The organism is Cutibacterium nasicola (genome assembly GCF_052654715.2).
The window spans coordinates 1,920,517-1,943,417 of sequence record NZ_CP199745.2 but is presented as its reverse complement, the minus strand read 5'-3'; the positions used below and the strand labels follow the sequence as shown (position 1 = coordinate 1,943,417).

General features: G+C 62.7%; 22 protein-coding genes, 3 pseudogenes and 1 riboswitch. Of the genes and pseudogenes, 11 read left to right on the top strand and 14 right to left on the bottom strand.

From position 1 onward, the window contains the following. Positions 1 to 80 precede the first annotated feature (80 nt). The 6 genes and pseudogenes from ACUCCZ_RS09220 to ACUCCZ_RS09195 all read left to right on the top strand — a co-directional run bounded on the left by ACUCCZ_RS09220 (position 81) and on the right by ACUCCZ_RS09195 (position 4,737). Positions 81 to 182: a 30S ribosomal protein bS22 gene (locus ACUCCZ_RS09220; protein ID WP_002550589.1), complete on the top strand. Its 102-nt coding sequence runs from the start codon at positions 81 to 83 to the stop codon at positions 180 to 182. A 162-nt stretch (positions 183 to 344) separates the two neighbouring features. Beyond that, positions 345 to 539: a hypothetical protein gene (locus tag ACUCCZ_RS09215; RefSeq protein WP_435917386.1), complete on the top strand. Its 195-nt coding sequence runs from the start codon at positions 345 to 347 to the stop codon at positions 537 to 539. 123 nt (positions 540 to 662) lie between these two features. Continuing rightward, positions 663 to 2,378, top strand: coding sequence for a bifunctional uroporphyrinogen-III C-methyltransferase/uroporphyrinogen-III synthase (locus ACUCCZ_RS09210; RefSeq protein WP_435917246.1), 1,716 nt, complete (start codon positions 663 to 665; stop codon positions 2,376 to 2,378). A 67-nt stretch (positions 2,379 to 2,445) separates the two neighbouring features. After that, positions 2,446 to 3,114: a histidine phosphatase family protein gene (locus ACUCCZ_RS09205; RefSeq protein WP_435917245.1), complete on the top strand. Its 669-nt coding sequence runs from the start codon at positions 2,446 to 2,448 to the stop codon at positions 3,112 to 3,114. Positions 3,115 to 3,191: 77 nt separating this feature from the next. After that, positions 3,192 to 3,287: pseudogene (locus tag ACUCCZ_RS09200) on the top strand (c-type cytochrome biogenesis protein CcsB); the annotation flags it as partial. Then, entirely contained in the window at positions 3,274 to 4,737 is a 1,464-nt protein-coding gene (locus tag ACUCCZ_RS09195) for a GerMN domain-containing protein (RefSeq protein ID WP_435917244.1), read from the top strand. The pseudogene ACUCCZ_RS09200 and the gene ACUCCZ_RS09195, both read left to right, overlap by 14 nt. Before the next feature lie 33 nt (positions 4,738 to 4,770). Here ACUCCZ_RS09195 and ACUCCZ_RS09190 read toward each other — a convergent pair whose 3' ends face one another. The 3 genes from ACUCCZ_RS09190 to ilvD are packed head-to-tail and all read right to left on the bottom strand — an operon-like array spanning position 4,771 to position 9,001. Beyond that, positions 4,771 to 5,565, bottom strand: a complete 795-nt coding sequence (locus ACUCCZ_RS09190; RefSeq protein WP_435917243.1) for an SDR family NAD(P)-dependent oxidoreductase — start codon at positions 5,563 to 5,565, stop codon at positions 4,771 to 4,773. 23 nt (positions 5,566 to 5,588) lie between these two features. After that, the gene (ilvA, locus tag ACUCCZ_RS09185; protein ID WP_435917242.1) at positions 5,589 to 7,112 is read right to left on the bottom strand and encodes a threonine ammonia-lyase, biosynthetic; all 1,524 of its coding nucleotides are present in this window, start codon (positions 7,110 to 7,112) and stop codon (positions 5,589 to 5,591) included. A gap of 11 nt (positions 7,113 to 7,123) precedes the next feature. Beyond that, complete coding sequence (gene ilvD, locus ACUCCZ_RS09180) at positions 7,124 to 9,001, bottom strand: dihydroxy-acid dehydratase (RefSeq protein WP_435917241.1); 1,878 nt, start codon at positions 8,999 to 9,001, stop codon at positions 7,124 to 7,126. Positions 9,002 to 9,279: 278 nt separating this feature from the next. Here ilvD and ACUCCZ_RS09175 point away from each other — a divergent pair, with 278 nt between their 5' ends. Further along, positions 9,280 to 10,680, top strand: coding sequence for a mycothione reductase (locus tag ACUCCZ_RS09175; protein WP_435917240.1), 1,401 nt, complete (start codon positions 9,280 to 9,282; stop codon positions 10,678 to 10,680). Between the two features lie 57 nt (positions 10,681 to 10,737). Here ACUCCZ_RS09175 and ACUCCZ_RS09170 read toward each other — a convergent pair whose 3' ends face one another. Together ACUCCZ_RS09170 and ACUCCZ_RS09165 are read right to left on the bottom strand one after the other, a co-directional pair. Then, entirely contained in the window at positions 10,738 to 11,733 is a 996-nt protein-coding gene (locus ACUCCZ_RS09170) for an ABC transporter substrate-binding protein (RefSeq protein WP_462981538.1), read from the bottom strand. An 11-nt stretch (positions 11,734 to 11,744) separates the two neighbouring features. Beyond that, positions 11,745 to 11,888 (bottom strand): hypothetical protein, encoded by a 144-nt coding sequence (locus ACUCCZ_RS09165; RefSeq protein WP_435917407.1) that lies wholly within the window; start codon positions 11,886 to 11,888, stop codon positions 11,745 to 11,747. Positions 11,889 to 12,925: 1,037 nt separating this feature from the next. Here ACUCCZ_RS09165 and ACUCCZ_RS09160 point away from each other — a divergent pair. The 4 genes and pseudogenes from ACUCCZ_RS09160 to ACUCCZ_RS09145 all read left to right on the top strand — a co-directional run bounded on the left by ACUCCZ_RS09160 (position 12,926) and on the right by ACUCCZ_RS09145 (position 14,685). Beyond that, entirely contained in the window at positions 12,926 to 13,069 is a 144-nt protein-coding gene (locus tag ACUCCZ_RS09160; RefSeq protein ID WP_435917238.1) for a toxin-antitoxin system toxin subunit, read from the top strand. A 41-nt stretch (positions 13,070 to 13,110) separates the two neighbouring features. Beyond that, positions 13,111 to 13,350, top strand: a pseudogene (locus ACUCCZ_RS09155) (hypothetical protein). 41 nt (positions 13,351 to 13,391) lie between these two features. After that, positions 13,392 to 13,611: pseudogene (locus ACUCCZ_RS09150) on the top strand (hypothetical protein). Positions 13,612 to 13,863: 252 nt separating this feature from the next. Then, positions 13,864 to 14,685, top strand: coding sequence for a DUF929 family protein (locus tag ACUCCZ_RS09145; RefSeq protein ID WP_435917237.1), 822 nt, complete (start codon positions 13,864 to 13,866; stop codon positions 14,683 to 14,685). A 121-nt stretch (positions 14,686 to 14,806) separates the two neighbouring features. Here the strand turns inward: ACUCCZ_RS09145 and ACUCCZ_RS09140 are convergent, their stop codons facing one another. From ACUCCZ_RS09140 to ACUCCZ_RS09100, 9 genes are all read right to left on the bottom strand, one after another. Beyond that, positions 14,807 to 15,115 (bottom strand): hypothetical protein, encoded by a 309-nt coding sequence (locus ACUCCZ_RS09140; protein WP_435917236.1) that lies wholly within the window; start codon positions 15,113 to 15,115, stop codon positions 14,807 to 14,809. 29 nt (positions 15,116 to 15,144) lie between these two features. Continuing rightward, entirely contained in the window at positions 15,145 to 15,399 is a 255-nt protein-coding gene (locus ACUCCZ_RS09135; RefSeq protein WP_435917234.1) for a hypothetical protein, read from the bottom strand. Positions 15,400 to 15,706: 307 nt separating this feature from the next. Beyond that, positions 15,707 to 16,468 (bottom strand): ABC transporter ATP-binding protein, encoded by a 762-nt coding sequence (locus ACUCCZ_RS09130; protein WP_435917233.1) that lies wholly within the window; start codon positions 16,466 to 16,468, stop codon positions 15,707 to 15,709. Next, the gene (locus ACUCCZ_RS09125; RefSeq protein WP_435917232.1) at positions 16,465 to 17,487 is read right to left on the bottom strand and encodes a FecCD family ABC transporter permease; all 1,023 of its coding nucleotides are present in this window, start codon (positions 17,485 to 17,487) and stop codon (positions 16,465 to 16,467) included. Before ACUCCZ_RS09125 ends, ACUCCZ_RS09130 begins: the two co-directional genes overlap by 4 nt. Before the next feature lie 56 nt (positions 17,488 to 17,543). After that, positions 17,544 to 17,660: riboswitch (cobalamin riboswitch) on the bottom strand. Between the two features lie 113 nt (positions 17,661 to 17,773). Further along, on the bottom strand, positions 17,774 to 18,550 hold the full coding sequence (gene pstB, locus ACUCCZ_RS09120; protein WP_435917231.1) for a phosphate ABC transporter ATP-binding protein PstB: 777 nt from the start codon (positions 18,548 to 18,550) through the stop codon (positions 17,774 to 17,776). 18 nt (positions 18,551 to 18,568) lie between these two features. Further along, positions 18,569 to 19,501: a phosphate ABC transporter permease PstA gene (gene pstA / locus ACUCCZ_RS09115; RefSeq protein ID WP_435917230.1), complete on the bottom strand. Its 933-nt coding sequence runs from the start codon at positions 19,499 to 19,501 to the stop codon at positions 18,569 to 18,571. Beyond that, complete coding sequence (pstC, locus tag ACUCCZ_RS09110; RefSeq protein WP_435917229.1) at positions 19,498 to 20,502, bottom strand: phosphate ABC transporter permease subunit PstC; 1,005 nt, start codon at positions 20,500 to 20,502, stop codon at positions 19,498 to 19,500. The genes pstA and pstC overlap by 4 nt, the downstream gene beginning before the upstream one ends. A 107-nt stretch (positions 20,503 to 20,609) precedes the next feature. Next, entirely contained in the window at positions 20,610 to 21,779 is a 1,170-nt protein-coding gene (gene pstS / locus ACUCCZ_RS09105; protein ID WP_435917228.1) for a phosphate ABC transporter substrate-binding protein PstS, read from the bottom strand. 170 nt (positions 21,780 to 21,949) lie between these two features. Next, positions 21,950 to 22,897, bottom strand: coding sequence for an NUDIX hydrolase (locus ACUCCZ_RS09100; RefSeq protein ID WP_435917227.1), 948 nt, complete (start codon positions 22,895 to 22,897; stop codon positions 21,950 to 21,952). Positions 22,898 to 22,901: the final 4 nt, after the last annotated feature.

Sequence of the window (22,901 nt, the reverse complement as noted above, 5' to 3'; positions counted from 1 at the left end):
TGTCCGCCTTGTCGGTGGGCCAGGAACTTCGCACCCACCCGGGTGCACCAGACTTCCAGTTCCAACGAAAGAGGTTGACCGTGGGATCCGTGATCAAGAAGCGTCGCAAGCGCATGGCGAAGAAGAAGCACCGCAAGCTGCTCAAGAAGACGCGTATTCAGCGTCGTCGCGCCGGCAAGTGACACTTCGGGCGGTTGTGCATGTGGCGATGGCATCGGCATGACACGACTGCCTCTCGTAGTGGTGGATCACGGCCCCTCGACCCGCCGGTCGAGGGGCGTGTCGTCATTGTCACCCGCCAGTGCCGTCATCTGCGCGATGAGGCCATCGAATTCGTTGCACGGATGAGACAGGATTACCGCAGTCTCGGATGCGAACCGACGATCGTTGACGTTGCTGAGGGCCTGCGCTCCCGCTGGAGCGATCACGTCCCGGTGACCTTCGTTGACGGCGACCCCATTTCCTACTGGACCCTTGACGTCGACGCCTTCATGCCGACCCTGCGTGATGGTCCCACTCTTCCAGCGGTGCTGCCCTGACATCCGGAATGTTCAGTGAGCGGGCAGGTTTGCGCCTTTCCTCACAGACCAGCACTATTGACCTCGATGCCCAAAGCTGGAGCACACCGCCCGGCATGACGGCAGACACCGGAAGGACTCCAGATGACTGACGAGGCTCACCAGCCGATGCCGCAGCCTGCCGGTGATCTGGGCACCGCGTCGGCCCAGGCCCGGGTTGAGTTCGTGGGCACTGGCCCAGGAGACCCGAATCTGTTGACCCTGGGAGCCGTTGACGCCATCAATCGCGCTCAGGTCATCGTCATTTCGTGCCCGGAGCACCGCATCCTGCTCGGCAGTGACTTCTTGGAGCTCCGCCCTGACGTCAGGATCGTTTCGGCTGGTAGTGCCGACGAAGAGGAAGTCGTCCTGCCCAGCCAGCCCGGAACGGGTGCACCCATTCCGGTCGACGTCAACGAGCACTGCGCCGACGTCACCGCCACCATCATCGATGCGGCCTCCCAAGGACTTGAGGTCGTTCGCCTCGTCAGCGGGGATCCTTTCCTCGACGGGGATATCGGCGCCGAGGCTGCTGCGGTGGCTCGCGCCGACCACGACGTCGACGTTGTTCCCGGTGTCACCGGCATGACGGCAGTCCCGGAGTACGCCGGTCTGACCCTCCATGGCCATGACGTCCAGCTCATTGGCGACGCCGCTTGTCAGCGAGACATCGCCGGCGACGGATCGACGTGGTCGGCCAACGGATTCATCGTCGTCAACACCTCGGCTGGCCGGATCAAGGAGGTCGTCAAGTACGCGGTGGTCTCGGGCCGCAGCGAGGATGAGCCGGCAGCCCTCATCTGTCACGGCGCGACGACCCAGCAGACCACCCACACCACGACCCTTGGCGAGCTGCCGCAGACCGCCAAGTCCGCTCGACTGGCCAACGCCGAGTCGATCCACATTGCCATCGGCAAGGTCGTTGAGGCTCCTGAGCGAGAACAGCTGGACTGGTACGAGTCCAAGCCGCTGTTCGGCTGGAGCATCCTCATTCCGCGCACCCGCGACCACTCGGCCACCCTGCCCTCGCGCCTGCAGAGCTACGGCGCCCATTCCCTCGACGTCCCGACGATCTCGATGGAGCCCCCACGCACCCCGCAGCAGATGGACAAAGCCATTCGCGGTCTCGTCGAGGGACGCTACGAGTGGGTCGTGTTCACCTCCGCCAACGCCGTGCGGGCCGTCTCCGAGAAGCTGGAACAAATTGGTCTGGACGCCCGCGCCTACTCGGGCCTGCGCATCGCCGCCATCTTCGAGTCGACGATCAACGCCTTGGCCGAGTGGGGAGTGCGACCCGACCTGGTGCCATCCAAAGAGCAGTCCACCCGGGCCTTGGCCGCAGTGTTCCCGGCCTTCGACGACGCCCTTGATCCCATCAACCGGGTCTTCGTGCCGCGCGCCGACATTGCCACCGAGTCCCTGTCAGCCGACCTGTCCGAGTTGGGCTGGGAGGTCGAGGACGTCGTCGGGTACCGCACCGTTCGTGCTGCACCGCCGCCAGCCGAGACCCGCGAGGCCATCAAGACCGGCAAGTTCGACGCTGTCGTCTTCACCTCCTCGACGACCGTGCGCAATCTCGTCGGTATCGCCGGCAAGCCACACAAACACACCGTCGTCGCTGCCGTGGGTGTGCGCACTGCCGAGACCTGTCGGGAGCACGGCCTGGCGGTTGACGTCATCGCCCCCGAGCCGACGGCGTTGAGCCTGGCTGACGCCCTCGCTGATTTCGCCGCAAAGCGTCGTGACGACATGGTCATCAAGGGTCTGCCGGTTACTCGGCCTTCCCAGCGCAAGCGTCGGGGCCGTCACCCATCACGCTGAGCATCCCCATGACGTAGGGTCATGGGCAGAGGTGGGCTGCGGCCCGCGAGTATCGGAAGGGGAGACGATGAGCGCCATGACGACCGTTCACCTGCTGCGCCACGGTGAGGTCGACAACCCGACCGCGGTTCTGTACGGATGCATGCCCGGATATCATCTGTCTCCACTGGGGCGACGGATGGCCGCTCGCGCTGCCGAACATTTCGCTGATGTTGAGCTGTCTGCCCTGGTGAGCTCCCCGCTGGAGCGCGCCCGGGAGACGATGGCCCCGATCTCTGCGTTGCACCCGGAGCTCGAGGTGCGCATCGACTCCGAGGTCATCGAGGCGGCCAATGTCTTCGAGGGCCAAGTCTTCGGCAAGGGCAACAAGGCCCTGCGCAACCCTCGTAACTGGCGTCACCTTTCCAACCCGTTCACTCCGAGCTGGGGAGAGCCCTACGTCGAGATCGCCGAGCGGATGACACGGGCGATCCTGCGTGCTGCCGAGGAGGTTCCTGAGGGCGGACAGGCCCTCATCGTCTCCCACCAGCTGCCGATCTGGATTGCACGGTGCTCAGCTGAGGGGCGACGTCTTCCCCACGACCCGCGATCCCGGCAGTGCACCCTTGCCTCGGTGACGAGCTTCGGTGTACTCGACGGTCGCATTGTGCGCATCGACTACTGCGAGCCTGCTCGCGACCTCATCCCGGCCAAGGACCGTCGGGCCAACATCTCCGCAGGCGGTGCACCCAAGTGAGGACTCGGCTTGTCGCTGTCCTCGCGGCGGTCCCGATGGTGCCTGGGGCCTCGACGTGGTCGTCGACCCTGGCGGTAGCCATCATCGCGATCATCGGTGTGGCCTGTTCCTGGGCCAACTTCATGGGTCTCAGCCCGGTATTCGGCGGCTCGCACTCGTATGCCGGAGCCTGACATGAAGGGTTCCTTCTCCGAATCCCGTGACGATTGGCTTCCCGAGCTTTACCAAGAGAAGTGGGACGCCTTCGTCAGGTTGGCCACCCTGTTGCTGGCAGACCAGCGGGCGGCCGAGGACGCCGTCATAGCGGCCTTTGCCACCAGTTACCGACGTGATTTGCGGCTGCACTCCCATCAGCATGCCGTGTCGTACCTGCGCACCGCCGTCGTCAACAAGTCCAGGGGACGACAGCCGGCTGAACGAGACACAACTCCTCCCAAAACCCCCGACAAGTTGGCCTACTGGTGCCTACGGGGACTGCCAGCCCGACAGCGTGAGGTGCTGATCCTCAAATTCGCAACAGTGGAGTTGTCGGACGACGAGATCGCCGAGACCCTGGGCATGAGCGTCAACGGCGTTCACAACAATGAGACGAAGGCTCTGACCACCATCGGCGAGACTCTGCGTCCTGGTTCCCACACGAATCCCGGCCATGCCGATCCCAGGGTTGAGGCGGTTGTGCGCTCGGCCCTGGAAACCATCGTGGATTCGGTCCACCCGAACTCCCGCTACGACGCCATCATCTCCCAGATTTCCCGGAAGACGTGGCGGGGCCGTCCCGCCACCTGGATCGTCGCCCTGACCTGTCTGGTGGCACTGGGGCTGGGCATTCTGTTCCCCCTGCTGGGCTCGAATCACAGCTCGACGACGAATGATTCGGAGGCGGCGCCGGCTGCCCGAACCCCCCAGGCCAGCGATCGGTCTCTGTCAACCGTTCAGACCGGGCTGGACGTCGTCTACCTGGGCCGTGACGACGGGTTCATCCACCGTGAGCTGCGTGACCTACCGACTCTGGGCGATCGATTGGGAACAGCGGTGGGGGCCGTACTCAACGTCGCGCCCCTCGACCCGAATTACACATCCGGATGGGCAGCTGGCCAAGTGAACCGGGCGTCGGTCGAGGGAAAACGTATCACCCTCGACCTTTCGGCATCCGCTTTCAGCCAGTTCAAGAATGGCGAACAAGTACAACGAGCCATCCAGCAGCTCGTCGTGACCGCGACGGCGGCCGTCGGTGACCGCACTGGGGACAAGTCGGTGCGCATTCTCGTTGATGGTTCGCCGAACCTGCCGATCATTGGCAAACCCGCCGCGGATTTCGTTGACGAGGGTCTTGCCCAGTGCGCCCCGGTGTGGGTCGACGCGCCCCAAGCCGGTGCCAATGTGTCGTCCGGCAAGATGACGATCAGTGGCCTCGCCCAGCCGACGGTTTCCGCCATGACCTACGAAGTGAGATCTCCCAAGGGCGGTCACATGGTCACCAGCGGGCAGATCAACATCTCCGCCACCGACGGTGACAACTGGCGCCCGTGGAGCGCCACCGTCATCATGCCCAAGGGGGAATATGACGTGGTGATCCGGGAAGGAAACCGGATCGCTGACGAGAAGGTTGTGACGGCGAAGTAGTCGTCGAACAAGCAATCGTCGACGCAGCGGTCGTCAGACCTTGAGGTACTTCTCCGCCTCGGCCATCACCAGACGCGGTGGCAGGAGCGGCACCAGCCGTGCGACGGTACGGTTGAGGAACCCGTCGATCGCGTAAGGACGATGGTGGGCCAGTGCGTCGAAGGCGGTGCGCACCACATCGTCGGGTTGGCGACGGCTTCCAGCTCCCATCTCCGGCACACCTGCGACATCGAAGAATCCGGTCTCCGTCGGACCAGGACAGATCGCCGTGACTCGCACCCCAGTGCCATTCGTCTCGGTCCACAGCGCCTTCGTGAACGACAGCACGAAGGACTTCGACGCCGAGTAGGTGGCGAACTGAGGGATGGGCTGAAAGGCAGCGGTGGAGGCGACGTTGATGATCGATCCCTGCTTGGCCGCGATCATTCCGGGCAGCAGCAGACCGCACAGGTGGACGACGGCCTCACAGTTGACCTCCACCTGGGAGGTCTGGCGAACCGGGTCGGTCTCGGCGATCCGGCCAGCTGCACCGAATCCAGCGTTGTTGACGAGAGTGTCGATGACGATGCCGCGCCCGGTGACGTCCTCCACCAGGGCCAACCGGTCAGATGCCGAGGCGATGTCGCAGGGATGGACGATGGTGCGGATCCCGTATCGGGTGGTGAGTGTGGTGGCAAGATCGTCAAGGACGTCTTGACGGCGTCCCGTAAGGACGAGGTTGACTCCGCAGCTGGCCAGGTGACGGCTGAAGGCCTGCCCCAGACCACCACTGGCCCCGCTCACCAGTGCCCACGGGCGTTCGTCGCGAGTCGCATCCTTCTCAGTCATGTCACAAGTCTTCCACGCAGCTCTCAACGCTCCCGGAGGAACATCTGATAAGAGGGAGAATCCGAGACATCACTCCACGGGTACCCGATGTCGTCAAGGTGAGCCGGCAGGTCTGGGTCGTCAGCGGCACCCTCGAACCCGGCCAGCACCCGGCCGGTGTCCATCGCGAAGGAGCGGTAGTGGAACAGCGAGATGTTCCACCGGGCTCCCAGGGTTGTGAGGAAGTGGGTCAGCGCTCCCGGAGACTCTGGGAAGACGAAGGAGACAACTTTTTCCCCGACGGCCCGCGACGGATGCCCACCAACCATGTAACGGACGTGGGTCTTGGCTGCCTCGTCGTCGGACAGGTCGACCACGCGGTGTCCAGCGTTGCTCAGGATCTCCACGATCTCGGAGCGTTCGTCGCGGTGGGCCAACTGCACGCCGACGAAGATGGCGGCGGAGTCGTCGTCAGCAAGGCGGTAGTTGAACTCGGTGACCATGCGGCCACCCAGCAGTCTGCAGAAGTCCAGGAAGGCTCCTGGGCGTTCGTCGATGATGACTCCGAACATCCCCTCGCGACGCCCACCGATCTCGGCGCGTTCTGCGATGTGACGCAGGGATCCGAAGTTGAGGTTGGCCCCGCTGAGGACAGTGGTGAGCTGCTCGCCGTGGATGCCGTGGGCATGGGCGTACTTCTTGAGTCCGGCCAGCGCGACGGCACCGGCTGGCTCGGCAACGGCACGCACGTCGTCGAAGAGATCCTTGACGGCGGCGCTGATCTCGTCCGAGTCGACGGTGACGACGTCGTCGAGGTGATTCATGAGGATGCGGAAGGTCTCGTCACCGATCCGGGCGACGGCAACGCCCTCGGCGAACTGGGAGACCCGGTCCAGGGTGACGGGTTCACCGGCCGTCATCGCAGCCGCCAGACATGCCGACTCAGCCGGCTCCACACCGATGATCTTGACCTGAGGCATGAGCTGCCTGACGAGGACCGCGATCCCGGCGGCAAGGCCACCGCCACCGACCGGCACGAAGATCCGGTCGACGTCGGCGGCGTCCTGGATGAGCTCCAGACCGATGGTTCCCTGACCGGCGATGACCATTGGGTCGTCGAAGGGGGCGACGTAGGTCAGCCCCTCGTTCTCGGCCAGGTCCAGGGCGTGAGCCTTGGCCTCGTCGAAGGACTCCCCGGCCAGCACCACCTGGCCGCCGAGCTGACGCACCGCGTCAACCTTGATCGACGGGGTGGGTTTTGGCATGACGATCTTCGCGTTGACCCCGAGCCGGGCACCCGACAGGGCAACGCCCTGGGCATGGTTGCCGGCTGAAGCCGTCACCACCCCCGCGCGACGCTCCTCCTCGGTCAGGTTGCGCATTCGGTTGTAGGCGCCGCGAATCTTGAAGGAGTGGACTGCTTGACGGTCCTCCCTTTTCACCAGCACGGTGTTGTCGAGGCGCTTGGAAACATTGGGCATCGGCTCGAGTGGGGTCTTCTCGGCCACCTCGTAGACCGGTGCTCGCAGCACGGCACGCAGGTACTCCTGGTCACTCATGACAGACATCGGCGATCTCCTCACTCAGCCACTGGGCGCACCTGGGACAGGTCGCGCACCCCACCGCGGTCGGCGGAGGAGGCGAGCATCCCATAGGCACGCAGAGCGGCGGAGACGTGACGCGGGCGGGGTGTGCGTGGCGTCCAGGCATCGATTCCGCGAGCTTCCTCCTCATCGCGACGACGGGCCAGCTCGGAGTCATCGACGTCAAGTCTGATGGTGCGGTTGGGGATGTCGATGCTGATGGTGTCGCCATCGCGGGCCAGGCCGATGAGACCCCCGGAGGCAGCCTCGGGGGAGACGTGACCGATGGACAACCCCGAGGTGCCACCGGAGAACCGGCCGTCTGTGAGCAGGGCGCACTCCTTGCCCAGGTGCATCGACTTCAGGTAGCTCGTCGGGTACAGCATCTCCTGCATGCCGGGGCCGCCCTTCGGGCCCTCGTGGCGGATGATGACGACGTCCCCGGCCCTGACCTTCTTGCCGAGGATGCCGGTGACGGCGTCGTCCTGGGACTCATAGACGACGGCAGGCCCGGAAAAGGTCAGGATGGACTCGTCGACGCCTGCGGTCTTGACGATGCAGCCGCGTTCGGCGATGTTGCCGAAGAGTACCGCGAGGCCACCGTCGGACGAGTAGGCATGCCCGATGTCGCGGATGCAGCCGTTGTCACGGTCGGTGTCGAGGCTCTTCCAGCGCGAGGACTGGGAGAACATCTCGGTGGTGCGCACCCCACCGGGAGCGGCTGCGTAGAGGGTGCGGACGCCCTCGTCGGGATCGGACATGAGGTCGTGGTGGGCGATCTCGACGGACATCGTCGTCGGGGTGCCGTCGGGGGACCACACCGTCGAGGTGGTGGTGTCGAGCAGCCCGCCTCGGTCGAGCTCGGCGAGGATGCCGAGCACACCGCCGGCACGGTGGACGTCCTCGACGTGGAAGACGCTGGTCGAGGGGGCCACCTTGCACAGGTGGGGGATCTTGCGCGACAGGGAGTCGATGTCGGCCATGGTGAAGTCGACCTCGCCCTCCTGGGCAGCTGCCAGCAGGTGGAGGACGGTGTTCGTCGAGCCGCCCATCGCGATGTCCAGACTCATGGCGTTGTTGAAAGCTGCCTTGGTGGCGATGGAGCGGGGGAGCACGGAGGCGTCGTCCTCGTCGTACCAGCGCTTGGTCAGGGACACGATGGTTCGTCCCGCGATCTCGAAGAGCTTGCGACGGTCCGAGTGGGTGGCTAGCAGGGAACCGTTGCCGGGCAGGGAGAGGCCAAGCGCCTCGGTCAGGCAGTTCATCGAGTTGGCGGTGAACATGCCCGAACAGGACCCACAGGTGGGGCAGGCGTTGGCCTCCATGAGCTTGACGTCGCGGTCAGCTGCGGTCTCGTCTCCGGCGGCAACCATGGCGTCAATGAGGTCGAGCTTGTGCTCCCCGTCGGCCAGGGTGGCGTTGCCGGCTTCCATCGGGCCGCCGGAGACGAAGACGGTCGGGATGTTGAGGCGCATGGCGGCCATGAGCATGCCGGGGGTGATCTTGTCGCAGTTGGAGATGCAGACGAGGGCGTCGGCACAGTGGGCGTTGACCATGTACTCCACCGAGTCGGCGATGAGCTCGCGGCTCGGCAGGGAGTAAAGCATGCCGTCGTGGCCCATGGCGATGCCGTCGTCAATGGCAATGGTGTTGAATTCCTTGGGGACGCCGCCAGCGGCGCGAACGTGCTTGGCGACGATCTTGCCGACGTCGCGCAGTCCCACGTGGCCCGGGACGAATTGGGTGAAGGAGTTCGCGATCGCCACGATGGGACGGCCGAATTCGTTGTCCTTGGTGCCGGTGGCACGCCAGAGGGCGCGGACTCCGGCCATGGCACGCCCGGTGGTGCTGGTGGCGGATCTCAGCGTGGGCATCGTGTTCCCCTCGACAATTGCGTACACATGACGACGCCCTCCATCCGGAAGTGGAAGGAGGGCGCGCGGTTGGATTCCGGTGCGTGGTCAGACCGCGCGTCCGGTAATGAGACTCCAGCCGTTCATCATGGGTGTGACGCTAGCAGTTTTCGGGACAATGACACGGTCGTTCATATCCCGAGACATCACTCAGGAATGACGATGTGCCATGAATGGCATGATCAGTGTCGGCAGCGGGTTGGGCGATCTGTCATTGCCTGGGATGACACACTGGGGTCATGGAGCACTACGACATCGTCGTCATTGGTTCGGGCTCGGGAAACACGATCCTGGACGAGGAATTTGCTGACCGGCGCGCCGCCATCATCGACTCGGGCACCTTCGGAGGCACCTGCCTCAACGTCGGCTGCATACCGACGAAGATGTTCGTGATTCCGGCCGACCTGGCAACCTCGCCGTCCGAGGCTGCCAGGCTGGGGGTCAATCTGCAGTTTCGCGGGGCATCCTTCACCTCCATCCGTGACCGAATCTTCGGACGCATCGATCCCATTTCTCAAGGCGGGCTCGAGTACCGCCAGGGCCTGGAGAACGTCGACGTCCACACCGGCGAGGCGAAGTTCGTCGATCCCCACACCATCGAGGTCGGGAGCACATGCATCACAGCTGATCAGATCGTCCTGGCAGCCGGGTCGCGTCCGCGTGTCCCGGATGTCCTCGGTCTCGACGACCCGAGCCTGGCGGGGGCAATTCACACTTCCGACACCATCATGAGGTTGGATGAGTTGCCCCATCGCCTGGTGATTCTCGGCGGTGGGTTCATTGCTGCCGAGTTCGCACACATCTTCTCCGCGTTGGGATCCAGCGTCACCGTCATCAACCGGTCCGGGCGGATGCTGCGTCATGAGGACCGGGAGATCTCTCAGCGGTTCACCGAACAGATTGGCCACCGCGTGAGGCTGCGGATGTCCGAGGGCTTGGTGGGCATCGATCGTGATCCGGGTGGTCACCTCGTCGTCCTGACGGTTGACGGTGATGGGGTCGACTACGACTATCCAGCTGACGTCGTCCTCAACGCCATGGGTCGGGTGCCCAATGGTGATCGTCTCAACCTTCCGGCTGCGGGGGTTGACGTTGACGACGACGGATTCGTGGTCGTCGACGAGCATCAGCGCACCAGTGTGGACCACATCTGGGCGCTCGGCGACGTGTGTTCCCACTGGGAGCTCAAGCATGTGGCCAACCATGAAGCTCGAGTGGTGCGCCACAACCTCTTGCACCCCGACGACCTGACCAGTTCCGATCATCGCTTCGTGCCGCATGCGGTGTTCTCGAATCCGCAGGTGGCGTCAGTAGGTGCCACAGAACAGGAATTGCTCCAGTCCGACACTCCTTACGCCGCCTACCTTCAGGAATACGCGGACGTCGCCTATGGCTGGGCGATGGAAAATGAGGGACACTGCGTCAAGCTGTTGGGAGACCCACGGACAAGGACGCTGTTGGGTGCCCACATCATCGGACCGCAGGCATCAACCCTCATTCAGACGTGCATCCAGGCAATGAGCGCTGGCCAGACAGTCGACCAGATGGCGCGCGGCCAGTATTGGATTCATCCTGCTCTGCCCGAGGTCGTCGAAAACGCCCTGCTGGGACTCGGTAAGGAGATGGACGGTGCACAGTGACATCTCTGAGCGCCCTTGAGGAGCGCTCAGAGATGCCGGTGTGTCATTGGCTCATGGTCACTTCTTGTCCGTGATGAGATCGTGCAGTTTCTCTGTACCCTCGATCGTCAGCGGGGTGGGAGGGTCGGTCAAGGCGAAGGGCATCGTCACCACGTGCCCCTTCCTGACAGCCTTGAGCTCGTTGGCGCCCTTGAAGGACAAGAAGGTGGGTTCCACCTTTGACATTGCGCCACCACCGGCCAACAGCACGATCCACTCCGGGTCCTTGTGCAGGACGTCCTCCATCGCGGCGTCGAAGACCCGGGTGGTGTTCGAGTGATACATGTTGCGCAGACCATTGGCGGCAAACATCGGCTCAATCATGCTCGAGGATCCGTAGGTGTAGAAATCGGTGCTACCCGGAGTGATGTAAAGGGCGACGGCATCGGCCTTGCTCTCCGACGCAGTGTGTTTTTCAATGGTGGAGATCTTGGTGTCGAGATCTTCATTGATCGTGGTGGCCTTGTCCGCAACGTTGAAGATCTGCCCGACTTTGGTGACCTCGTCCTTGACCTGGGAGAAGGAGGCCGGGGCGGGTGGTTTCTTGTCGGGGCACATGGCGTCGGTGCTGTACACCTTGACGCCGGACTTGCGCAGAGCGTCGCGATTGACGCCGGTGTCGTAGCCAATGACGAGGTCTGCGTGCTGGTCGAGGATCGTCTCGGTCGATATCTTGGCCCCGCCGGTGTCAAGCTGCTGCGATGCGATCGTCGGGATCGCCTTGAGCTTGGCGAGGGTCTTGGCGTCATAGGCGTCCTCCTCGATGTGCCCGGCCCTGGCGACGACGCGATCGAGTACTCCGAGGGCGTTCATGGTGGAGGCGTCGGTGTCTCCCATCATGATGACGCGCTTGGGTGGATCGGTGAATGTGAGCTTCTCATTGCAGCTCATGACGGTGCGGCCTGCCGTCGAGGAGGCGCCAGGGTGCTCGGTTGAAGACCCAGCACAAGCAGTCGTCAGCAGGCACAGACCGGAAATTGCAGCCGCGGTGACGCGTGCGCGCGATGGTGACATCGTGTTCTCCTTCATTGGGGGTTGGTCTCGATGTAGCGCACGCCGAGGGCTTTGGATCGGCTGGTGCGGTAGATGCCCGTGGCTAGGTCATCGGTGGCTAGCGGCCATAGCGGCAGCCACATCTGTTCCCACTGTTCTGCGGATGCCGCGTCCATGAGACCAGCCAAGCACGAAAAGAATCACCTGTCGAGAGTACGTCCCGAAGAGCCAAGTCAGATAGTTCTGGGGTCTGGGGGCTCCCCAGGGGGATCCTCTGCAGGAGCGAAGCGACTTCCTCCTTCCTGGTGGGCTCCTGCGCGGCCCACCCAAACTCGAGCGTGCCTCGTGTCGGCGACCGGTTAGCGGTCCCGATGCCAAGAGAGTGTCCTCCTGTTTTGTCGAGTAGGGATACCCCCCTCACTCGTAAGCTCGCTCAGGGTCCTCTAGGCTCGTCGCACTATTTGCACAGTTTGTGCCGGGGGTAGTGGATATCGTCCGGCGGAAATAGATTGGGGTCATGGCCTGCTACTCGTCGCCCCGAACATGTCCCCGGTGTGGACGCCGAATCGAGTCCCGTTCGGGTCGAGGCCGACCCCGGATCTGGTGTTCGGACGAGTGCCGTCGACGTGCCCGAGATGAACGCATGGTGGCCCGAGGAGTGTCGGTTCCGGTGCGTGTAGTGCAGATCGAATCGGGGCGAGTCCCACATCTGGAATCGCAAACTTGCCGATGTGCGGGCGCGTCTAGCTGAAGCTCACACCCAGCTACGAGAGGCATGCGTTCGAGCCGAAACAGCGGAACGAAAACTTGCTAAATCAGATCGCGAGCGAAGCCGGTTGGTCAACCAAGATCGGACGATGCGTGCCCGGCTTCGTGGCCAGTATCGGCCTGGTTTGTGGTCGTGACATGATCGATCCGCCGCACGATCCGGGCCGGATCGTGCGGCCTTGGCGCGTGTGGTGTGTGTCGTCTGTCGGGCGAAAAACTCGGGCAGGCGTCAAGAATGCACTAGGTGCGTCGGAATAGGGGATGGTGTGCCTTGTTCTGGTTGTCGTCTGCAGTGTGTTCTATTAGCGACGACGTGTGCGTATGCTGCTGTGTGTGCGTCCCGAATGCGTTGAAGTACGGGTTAAGTGTGGAGCAGGTTCGGCAGGCGTATGAGACGGGTTCTGGTGGTGCTCGGGTGCGTCGAGGTGATGAGGATGTTGAGCCGGTGCGATGGGCCACGATCGGATTTGATAGTGCGGGGCGGGCGATCGAGGTGGTGTTTGTTCGTGGCGCTGACGGGTCCGTATTGGTGATTCACGCGAATTGGTTGACGAAAGGGTTTCTGGCTCAGATGAGGAGGGCGAGATGAGTGAGTTTGTTGCCGACAATGGTGTTCGAGTCACCGACGAGATGGTGCGCCAGTGGGCCAGTGAAGCCGAGTCAGGTTTTGAGGGGATGCAGGTCGACCCCTTCGAGGGTCGAGCTTGGGAGGAAGTGGAGACTGAACCCCTGGAGCCTCGCACGATCCGAGTGAGTGCCAGCGTGTGGAGGTTGATTGAACGGGATGCTTCTCGGTAGGGCATGACCGTGTCTGCGTGGACTCGTCAAGCGCTCACCCGTGAGGTTACCCAGACCTTCAAAGCTAGCTGAGGGTCCAAGAGCCAGGGGCGCGTGGAGTCGTTCTGGGGGCCGTGGTTTCCGTCGAGGCTGACGTGGGTCAGGTGCTCGAAAACGGCAGACCAGATGTCATGGTGAGGCCTGCTGGCCGAGGTGCGAAAAGTATCGAGATGCGCACTGGCTCGTGCTCAGACCGCAGAGGGAAAACTCGCTACGTCCGAACGTGGACGTGCCCGACGTATCGACCAGAACCGGGTTTACCGGACACAGTTGCGACACGATTCCTGGACATAGACCACCTCCGAATCGGCGACCCGTTGCCCTCATGTGCTAGTATTATATCGCTTTTCGATTAAATCGACAGAAAGAAAAACAATGGATCTCATTCTTAGGGGGGTAATGGGTGGATCACCCGCGGCAAAAAGGGTCACATGTGGGTATCTCGTACTTCAAGCGGGTGGAGGAAGTATGCCATCAAATCTAACCGCTGCGCATTTATTAATCCTCCGTTGAACATTAGCTCAATTTCTCTCTACTGATAAATTTATGAGCAAACGAGAAACTCTCCGCAGGGAACAAGAGCGCGAATCACTCAAGATGAAGCGCCGTAAGATCATCTATGTCGCCGCAGGTGTACTGGCCCTCTCCCTTATTATCGTTGGCACGGTACTTGCTATTAATAAGTCCCGCCAGGGTCCCGCTATAGAGACTTCCCAGGGTACGATCTCCAAGGCGATTGTCTCCATCCCTAAAAGCGTTTATGACAAGGTTGGCCCCGGTTCTTCGGAGCTTCAGGTCACCAAGACTGGGAATAAACCTGACAGAGACGGCAAGGTAAAGCTCTTCTATGTAGGGTCAGAATTCTGTCCCTTCTGCGCGATGGAAAGACTCCCTCTCGCGGCAGCTTTGTCTCGATTCGGAACCTTCAGCGGGCTAGAAGACACCCTGTCAAGCCCGGCAGAAAAGGAGCTTTCCAATATTCCTACGATTACTTTTAGGAACTACAAGTACAGCAGCAAGTATGTTGACTTGGATGCCTATGAGTTAGCCGATAGAGAAGGTCGACAAATAGCGAGCTTGCCGGAATCTAAGCAGGATATATTTAGCAAGTACAACCCAGAAGGAGGCATCCCCTTCGCCTACTGGGGCGACATCACCACATCGAATCCCAGCTACACGCCTTGGATGGCGAGGGAAGATCCGAAAAACGTGGTAAAAGCTCTTTCTAATCCAAATTCAAAAGAAGCGCAAGCGATCGTAGGAGGGGCGAATCTCTTCACTGCCGAAATCTGCTCTAGGACTGGTAACAAACCTACGAACGTCTGCACGTCGCCTGGCGTGAAGGCAGCAGCTGAAAAACTGAGGTGACCCGCGGCCTTGGTCTAGGCGCAGAGCAAGACAAAACCCCTCCTGAGCAAGTCCAGTTCAGGAGGGGTTTCTGTGAGTGCAGGCTTGGTTGGGGGTGTGGTTCAGGCCGTGACTTCATCGTCTACGGGGTGTCTTGATCGGGTCGAGTCTGGAGCTGGTTGCGGAGGGTGCGTTGATAGGGCGTTAACAGCGCCTCGGGTATGTGGGTGACTTTGAGGGCTTCCATGGTGGTGTGGTCGTCGGCGCTGATGTGGGTCTGCATGTGGTTGCGCCCGGCTGTCGTAGCGAGTCGGCTGCTGGTCACGTTGGTGCCGACCTCGCCGCACACGGGGCATTCCCATCGCGTGCCGGCCCCGGAGGGCAGGACCACCGCGTCGAGGATCTTGCCGTCGAGGTATTCGCGACGGAGGCGAGTCCATGCCCGGCCCATGCTTTTTCTGTTCGCCGTAGGTGCTCATGTCATGACACCTCGTCGTCCATGACGTCGAACAGAGTTGGCCCCTTGGCGGCTTCCTCGGCCTCACGGGCTCGTTCTTTGCGGGTGCGGTAGGCAAGCTGTTTAGCTGTCGACTCGGTGATTCTGTAGTGGTTGGCAGGTTGTGGCCAGGTGTGGCCTTGATTGTCGTGGTAGGCCCGAATCGCTTCGCGTCGTTGCTCTTGGTCGCGGAGATACTGCTCTCGAGTTCGAGAGGTCCAGCGTTGCATTGTCCTCATCGAGAATCCAGACCGTACTGCTAGTTCACGGGCGGTCAAGGAGCCACGCATGACACGATCCTCAGGACGGATCATCATTGGTAGCCTTCGCGAGCTCTTGCATGGTTGTTGCTCGTCTCATCTCTCCGCTGCATGTGCCGCCTTTGTGTCCGCGTGCGGATTGGATGGTGGTGAAGGTGGTTTGCGTGACTGTGCTGGATTGCACCCACAGGCGGGATTCTGTGGTGATCCAGTCGGTGATGGACCGGGCGATGCAGGCGGCCTCGGAGTCGGGTAGGGGCTCTGCGTAGTGGGCGTTGAGGACGGTTCAGCGGTCTGGGGGATTGAACAAGAGGTGGATACGACCGTTGTGGGTAATGTGCTCGACGTCGACCCGGTAGATCTCGGACAGCAGATCGGGACGCAAAACCTCCTCGCAGGGGCCGGAGGCAACCAGACAACCTTTGTTGAGAAGCACCAACTGGTCTGCTACCCGGGCTGCCAGGTTGAGGTCGTGCAGCACGATGATGGTGGTTGCGTCGATCGTGTGGACGAGATTGAGCAGGTCAAATTGGTGGCCGATATCGAGATGATTGGTGGGCTCGTCGAGGAGTAAGTGGCCAGCTTGCTGGGCAATGGCGCGAGCGACAAGAACGCGTTGACGCTCGCCACCTGAGAGCTGGGTGACAAGGCGACATGCCAGCCTGGTGAGATCGGTGCGCGCTAGGGCATCCTCGACGATCTCGCGGTCAGCCGCGTCCCCATATCCCATCAGCGAGCGGTGCGGTAACCGTCCCAGACCGACGGTGTCGCGGACTGTCAGCGGCAGGGCCTGATCTGGGGTTTGCGCCACGACAGCTACCTCGCGGGCGATGTCGCGGCGACTCATCACAGCCACGTCACGCTCGCTGACCGTGACCTGTCCGGAGCAGATGGAGACGTTGCGGTACAACGCAGACAACAAGGTGGACTTGCCCGCGCCGTTTGGGCCAATAATCCCAATCGTCATACCTTGGTTCGCGGTGACATCGACCCTGTCGAGGACAATCCGCTCGCCGCGACGGACAACTACGTCAGTGGCGCAGATCATGTCAGCGTGCCTCTCCTCACCAAGACCAGTAGGAAAGGAGCGCCAAGAAGACCGGTGATGACGCCAATCGGCAGTTCTGCCGGACTGAAGACGGTACGGGAGAAGGTGTCGGCCCACACCAGGAAGATGGCGGCGGAAATGGCTGAAGACGCGACCAGCCGACGGTGCCCGTGGCCGATGAAGGATCGCATCAGGTGGGGAATGACCAGTCCGACGAATCCGATCCCACCCGAGATCGCGACAGCCATGGCCACCCCTGCCGAGACTGGGACGAGGAGGATGACTCGTATTATCGCTGGGTCGATTCCCACCGCAGTGGCGGTGGAATCGCCAGATGCCAGCGCGTCGAGCCATGGTGCGCAGGCCCACATCAGTATCGCAAGCACACCAGCGACGACGATGCTCGTCCATCCCTGCGTCCAGCTGGCGCGGGAGAGGTCGCCGAGCGTCCAGAACATGACGGCTCGGGCCGTCTCCGGGGAGTCCGAGGAGAAAATGATGAAGTTGGTGGTGGCCTGAAAAATGAACCCGACTGCCAGACCGGCGAGGATGAGTCGCAAGGTTGACGAATTCCGTCCTCCCCCCATGAACAACACGACGGCGGTGGACAGCAATGCCCCGAGGAAGGCCATTCCGGCGACGCCGACGGCTGACGAGATGCCGATGAGAATGATGGCGGCGGCGGCCCCGCACGATGCTCCAGCGCTGACACCGAGGACATATGGCTCTGCAAGCGGGTTGCGCACCACTGCTTGCAGAGCGACACCGGATATCCCGAGGATCGCCCCCACCCCAAGGCCAGTGACGATTCGGGGCATTCTGTTCTGCCACACGATGGCGTCGGTAATGGCATCCCACGTCACATGCACCGGGATGCCGCAACGGTCAGCAAGGACGCCCAAGACCTGGCCAATAGGTATGGGGGCGGCGCCAAAGGCGATGGATAGTACGGGCGTGAGGACGAGCAGGGTCGTCAACAGTGTGAAACGCGCCGGTATCCGGTGCTGGGGTCGAGCCAAGGAAGCCGTCCTCGTCAGGGCCGAGTCGCGCGGCCGTCGGGTAGATCCAGTCCGAGAGGTTTTCGGACTCGGCATCATCCGAACGGGCGCCTTCCCGGGTTACCCCAGTGGCCATGTGCCTGTTCGTCCGCCTCACCGCTGCGCGTCAGTCCTCGAGTTGCACGAGGTTCCCTACGTCGAACGATCGGTAGCCTAGCATCGCCTAACAATGGGTGCTCGGCGCCCCCTGCATGGGGTCATGGCCCTGCCTCCAGTAGCCCATGAAGGCGATGTGAGGCCCGGGTGATCAGCCGAAGCGGCCTGAGATGTAATCCTCGGTGGCTTTCTCCTTCGGGTTGGAGAAGATCTTGTCAGTGGAGCCAATCTCGACGAGGTGGCCGGGCTCTCCCTGGGCCTTGAGGTTGAAGAAAGCGGTCTGATCTGAGACACGGGCTGCCTGCTGCATATTGTGAGTCACGATCACCACGGTGAAGCGGTCCTTGAGCTCCCCGACGAGGTCCTCGATGGCGAGGGTCGAGATCGGGTCCAGAGCCGAGCACGGCTCGTCCATGAGGAGGACCTCAGGCTCGACGGCGATGGCGCGGGCGATGCACAGACGCTGCTGCTGGCCACCAGACAGGGACGCCCCAGAACGCTCCAGGCGATCCTTGACCTCGTTCCACAGGTTGGCACCGCGCAGCGACTTCTCGCAGGCTTCGTCAAGCAACGTGTTGTCGCGCACACCATTGAGCTTCAGACCAGCCACGACGTTGTCGCGAATCGACATCGCCGGGAACGGGTTGGCTCGCTGGAAGACCATGCCGACGTTGCGGCGCACGGCCACTGGGTCGACGTCCTTGCCGTAGAGGTCGACGCCGTCGAGCTCCACCTTGCCGGTGCAGTAGGCGCCGGGGATGACTTCGTGCATGCGGTTGAGGGTCCGCAGCACCGTCGACTTGCCACAGCCGGACGGGCCGATGAAGGCCGTCACGGTACGGGGTTCGACAGTCAGGTTCACCGACTCAACGGCGTGGAAGGAGCCGTAGTAGATGTTGAGGTCCTTGACCTCGATCCGCTTTGCCATGTTCAGCTCTCTTTCGTGTCACTTGCCCATGCGACGCATGTAGCGGCGGGAGATGCCACGGGCAATGAGGTTGAGTCCCATGACGAGGATTATCAGGGTGATCGCAGCGCCCCAGACGACCGGGGTGTCCACGCCGCCCTGGGTGTAGGCGTTCGTGATGACGGTCGGCAGGGTTGCGAAGTTCGGGGTCGACGGGTTGAAGGTCAATTCGGTGTTGAACTGCAGCAACACGATGAGCGGTGCTGTCTCGCCCATGACCCGGGCCAGGCCGAGCACGATGCCGGTGAGAATGCCGGTCATTGAGGTCGGCAGGACGACCTTCATGATCGTCTTCCACTTGGAGACGCCCAGGGCGAAGGAGGCCTCGCGCAACGAGTCCGGCACCAGCTTGAGCATCTCCTCGGTGGATCGCAGTACCGTCGGCACCATGAGGATCATGAGGGCCAGGGAAGATGCCCAGGCCGACTGAGTTCCACCGAGGGTGGTGACGACCACCGCGAAGATGAACAGGGCCGCGACGATCGACGGCACCCCGGTCAGGACGTCAACGGCGAAGCTGATGACCTTGGCGATCGTGGTGCCTCGTGCGTACTCCACCAGGAAGATGGCGGTCAGCAGTGCGATCGGCACGGAGATGATCGAGGTGATGAGACCGATCTCGATGGTTCCGACGATGGCGTGGATGGCACCCTGCTCAACGAGGTCCCAGGACGGGTCCATCGAGTGGGTCCACCAAGAGGCATGGACGAGGGATGCGATACCGCGTCGGACGGCAGCGAACAACAACCAGACCAGCGGGATGACCGCGAGCAGGGTGGCGACGATCATGAAGATCGAGGCGCAACCGCTCTTCGTGGTCCGCTTGCCGGACGGACGGGAGAGGTCCAGCGTCCCGACCGTGGGCATGTCCTCGGCGCGTGCGGGGATGTGATCGGGGGTGGTGGCGCTCATCGCTTGACTCCCTTCGCTGCGATCAGGCGGGCAGTTGCGTTGACCACGAAGGTGATGACGAACAGGGCCAGGGCCGACGCCACCAGGGCGCCCAGTGAGGTGGGATCGCTGATGGCCTCGGAGAAGTTACCGGCGATCTTCGAGGCGAAGGTCTCGCCGCCGACGAAGATTGACAGGTTGAGTTTCTGTTTGAGGGCCATGGGGCTGATCGTTTGCAGGATCAGGGTGACGGCCAGCGTCTCGCCGAGAGCGCGCCCCAGACCGAGCATGGCTCCCGAGATGATTCCGGAGCGGGAGTGGGGGAGTACTGCGAGCTTGATGACTTCCCAGCGGGTCGACCCCAGGGCCAGCGCAGCCTCGACCTGGTCGTGCGGGGTCTGGGCCATGACATCGCGGCTGACGGCGGTGATGATCGGCAGGATCATGATGGCCAGAACCAGGCTGGCGAGATAGACCGTGCCGGTGGCGGAGGACCAGGACGGATCGTCCGAGAAGATCGGGATCCAGCCGAGTACCGCGATGATGATGTCGCGCAGGCCAGTGACGACGCCCGACGATCCGAACACGATGCCGCCCCACAGGCCGAAGACGATCGAGGGCACAGCGGCCAGCAGGTCGACGACGAAGGCGACGGGGCTGGCGAGATTCTTGGGCGCCAGCTGGGTGATGAAGAGGGCGATACCCACTGAGAGGGGAACTGCGATGAGCAGTGCGAGCACAGACGAGATGAGCGTCGTCCACAGCAGGGCCTGAATACCGAAGGCCGGCGGATTCTGGTCGGTCGTCCAGGCGCGAGAGGTGAAGAAGTTGTCGGTGTTGGCCGACAGGGTCGGTGCCGCCGTCTTGATGAGGAAGATGAACATCAGGATGACGATGATGGCCAGCGCAATGGCTATGACCGACGAGGCACCGGCGAAAATCCTGTCCCCGACCCTGGAGACCGGTTTCATGCGAGATGCGGCTGTTGGCCTTCGCTGCGCCGTCGATGTGGTTTCAGCCATGGGCTTCCTTCGTCGCGTTCATGGTTGTTCTCGTGGGTTGGGGCGGGAGGACGTCGCGTGTCCTCCCGCCCCAGAGCACCGGGGCCAAATTACCCGGGCGAAGTTGATCAGGAGAGGGCCTGAGCGGCGGTCAGCACCTTCGAGGCAACATCGGAAGGCAGCGGAGCGTAACCGAGATCCTGGATCTTCTTCTGCTCCTGCTCGGAGGCGTAGAAGGAGAGGAAGTCCTTCAGGAGGGCAGTCTTGCCGGCATCCTGGCCCTTGGAGCACGCGATTTCGTAGGTCACCAAAACCGCGGGGTACACGCCAGCCGGGGTGTCCTTGTACTGGAGTTCGAGCTGCAGGTCGTTGCCCTGACCCACCACCTTGGCGGCCGAGACGGCCTTACCAGCGGACTCGCCGGTCAGTTTGACCGGGCCGTTGCCGTTGTCGATGGCAGCCATGTCAAGGCTGTTCTTGGTGGCGTAGGACCACTCGTCGTAGGAGATCGAGTTCTTGGTGCTCTTGACGGCCTGAGCGATGCCGGCCGACTTGTCAGCACCCTTGCCAGTGCCCTTCCACGTCTTGGAGTGCTTCTCGGTCCAGATGTCACCGGCGGCTTTGTTGAGGAACTTGGTGAAATTGTCGGTGGTGCCCGACTCGTCCTTGCGGTAGAAGACCTCGATCTGGGAGGACGGCAGCTTGGCGGAGGGATTCTCCTTCTTGATGGCCGGGTCATCCCACTTCTTGATGGCGCCGGAGAAGATTCTGGCGAGGGTCGGGGTCGAGAGGGTCAGATCCTTGACGCCGTCGACGTTGTATACCACGGCGATCGGGCCGGCAGCCATCGGGAGGTGCCACGGATCGGCATTGCAGCGCTGCTTGGTCTTGTCGGGCTCGCCCTTGTCCTTGTTGAGGACGGAGTCGGAGCCCGCCCAGTCGGTCTGTTTGCCGATGAAGGACTTCACACCAGCGCCGGAGCCGGTGGGAGAGTAGTTGATGGTGGCCGAGGAGCACGCAGCCTTGTAGTCAGAGACGACCTGGTTGATGGCGTTCAGCTGGGCCGAGGAGCCAGCACCGGAGATGTTGCCACCAGGGCAGGCCGGCTTGAACGAGGCGGCATCAGCCGAGGAGCCGCTGGACTGGGTGTCAGCGCTGGTCGCCGAGCTGGCGGCAGCCGAAGTGGCCTCGGACGACGAGGCGGAGCTGGAGCCCTTGTCGCCGTTGGCGCCACAAGCGGTGAGGGAGATGGCGCTGATAGCAGCCAGGGCAGTGATCTTGGCGAGACGATTCGTCACGGCACATCCTTTTCGAGTGATCTCCTGGAGCCGCCGTTGCGGTCCTTGGTACAGGGCTGACGCTAGGGTTTGAACATGTCGCAACAACCGCGTCAAGGTGAACCCAAGGTGAATACCGGCGACATCCTGATTGAAGAAAGTCCCTCAGGGCCCGAATGTGACCTCCTGTGTCAGTACTTTGAGCGGTACCACTCCTGGCGGATGGTGTGTCCGGCCTCGTCCAGGTGAACGATCAGGCATTCCGCGGTCGACATCGGGTGATTCGCCCCGCTGAGAGCGTCCCGCATGGTCGGCAGAACTGGCCTGTGACCGCACACCGCGATGGGATGTGAGGGGTCGGAGAGGGCGCGACCGGCAATCTTCCTCATGGCGGACACGGTCTTGGCGGGATTGGCCTCGTGAGCCTCCTCGCTCAGCGCGTCGATCGCGACGATGTCGGCCCCAATGCTCTCGGCGTACGGCTTGAGAGTTTGCATGCATCGGGTGGACGACGAGCTGGCAAGACGAGACACCCCGAACGCGCCGAGCAGGTCAATCAACGCCTTGGCCTGACGACGTCCACGCCTTTCCAGCGGACGCCTGGCGTCCTTGGCCTTCTTCTTGCGAGAGCCCCATTCCTTGCGCGAGACGGCCTTGCCATGACGTACCAGGACGACGGTCGACGTCGGCGGTAGCTCCAGGGCCTCCTCGAGGACCTGGACGTCGGTGGGATAGCTGAGTGCCTCCAGAGCCTGGTCGGTGGGCATCCACAATGCGCCGTCGATCTCTTCCGGGCTGGCCGTCGCCTCCTCGATTGATCCGCCGACAGCAACCCCGAGCCACCACGACACCACCTTCGCCCACGACTTCGGCTTGCCGCCGGCGGTGGAGGACTTGACGGTGTATTCGGTGGGTTGCAAAGGCGCCGACAACCGAATGTTGATCCCGGTTTCCTCGGCGACCTCACGGACAGCGGTGACGGGGAGATCCTCTCCCCGCTCGACCTTCCCCTTGGGCAGGGAGAGGTCGTCATAGGCGGGACGATGAACGACGAGGACCTCACGGGTGCCCTCGGTGCCGTCAATGTCGCGAAACACGACGGCACCAGCAGCCTGGACAGGGCCCTTGTGTCCTCCCATCTCG

Bases quoted from the DNA above. Each gene is read 5' to 3' on its own strand.
- pstA (WP_435917230.1), bottom strand. From the start codon at position 19,501: ATGAGCGCCACCACCCCCGATCACATCCCCGCACGCGCCGAGGACATG.
- ACUCCZ_RS09205 (WP_435917245.1), top strand. From the start codon at position 2,446: ATGAGCGCCATGACGACCGTTCACCTGCTGCGCCACGGTGAGGTCGAC.
- ACUCCZ_RS09215 (WP_435917386.1), top strand. From the start codon at position 345: ATGAGACAGGATTACCGCAGTCTCGGATGCGAACCGACGATCGTTGAC.
- ACUCCZ_RS09175 (WP_435917240.1), top strand. From the start codon at position 9,280: ATGGAGCACTACGACATCGTCGTCATTGGTTCGGGCTCGGGAAACACG.
- ilvD (WP_435917241.1), bottom strand. From the start codon at position 9,001: ATGCCCACGCTGAGATCCGCCACCAGCACCACCGGGCGTGCCATGGCC.
- ACUCCZ_RS09190 (WP_435917243.1), bottom strand. From the start codon at position 5,565: ATGACTGAGAAGGATGCGACTCGCGACGAACGCCCGTGGGCACTGGTG.
- pstC (WP_435917229.1), bottom strand. From the start codon at position 20,502: ATGGCTGAAACCACATCGACGGCGCAGCGAAGGCCAACAGCCGCATCT.
- ACUCCZ_RS09195 (WP_435917244.1), top strand. From the start codon at position 3,274: ATGCCGGAGCCTGACATGAAGGGTTCCTTCTCCGAATCCCGTGACGAT.
- ACUCCZ_RS09145 (WP_435917237.1), top strand. From the start codon at position 13,864: ATGAGCAAACGAGAAACTCTCCGCAGGGAACAAGAGCGCGAATCACTC.
- ACUCCZ_RS09140 (WP_435917236.1), bottom strand. From the start codon at position 15,115: ATGGGCCGGGCATGGACTCGCCTCCGTCGCGAATACCTCGACGGCAAG.
- ACUCCZ_RS09130 (WP_435917233.1), bottom strand. From the start codon at position 16,468: ATGATCTGCGCCACTGACGTAGTTGTCCGTCGCGGCGAGCGGATTGTC.
- ACUCCZ_RS09135 (WP_435917234.1), bottom strand. From the start codon at position 15,399: ATGAGGACAATGCAACGCTGGACCTCTCGAACTCGAGAGCAGTATCTC.
- ACUCCZ_RS09170 (WP_462981538.1), bottom strand. From the start codon at position 11,733: ATGTCACCATCGCGCGCACGCGTCACCGCGGCTGCAATTTCCGGTCTG.
- ACUCCZ_RS09210 (WP_435917246.1), top strand. From the start codon at position 663: ATGACTGACGAGGCTCACCAGCCGATGCCGCAGCCTGCCGGTGATCTG.
- pstB (WP_435917231.1), bottom strand. From the start codon at position 18,550: ATGGCAAAGCGGATCGAGGTCAAGGACCTCAACATCTACTACGGCTCC.
- ilvA (WP_435917242.1), bottom strand. From the start codon at position 7,112: ATGTCTGTCATGAGTGACCAGGAGTACCTGCGTGCCGTGCTGCGAGCA.
- ACUCCZ_RS09165 (WP_435917407.1), bottom strand. From the start codon at position 11,888: ATGGACGCGGCATCCGCAGAACAGTGGGAACAGATGTGGCTGCCGCTA.
- ACUCCZ_RS09100 (WP_435917227.1), bottom strand. From the start codon at position 22,897: ATGGGAGGACACAAGGGCCCTGTCCAGGCTGCTGGTGCCGTCGTGTTT.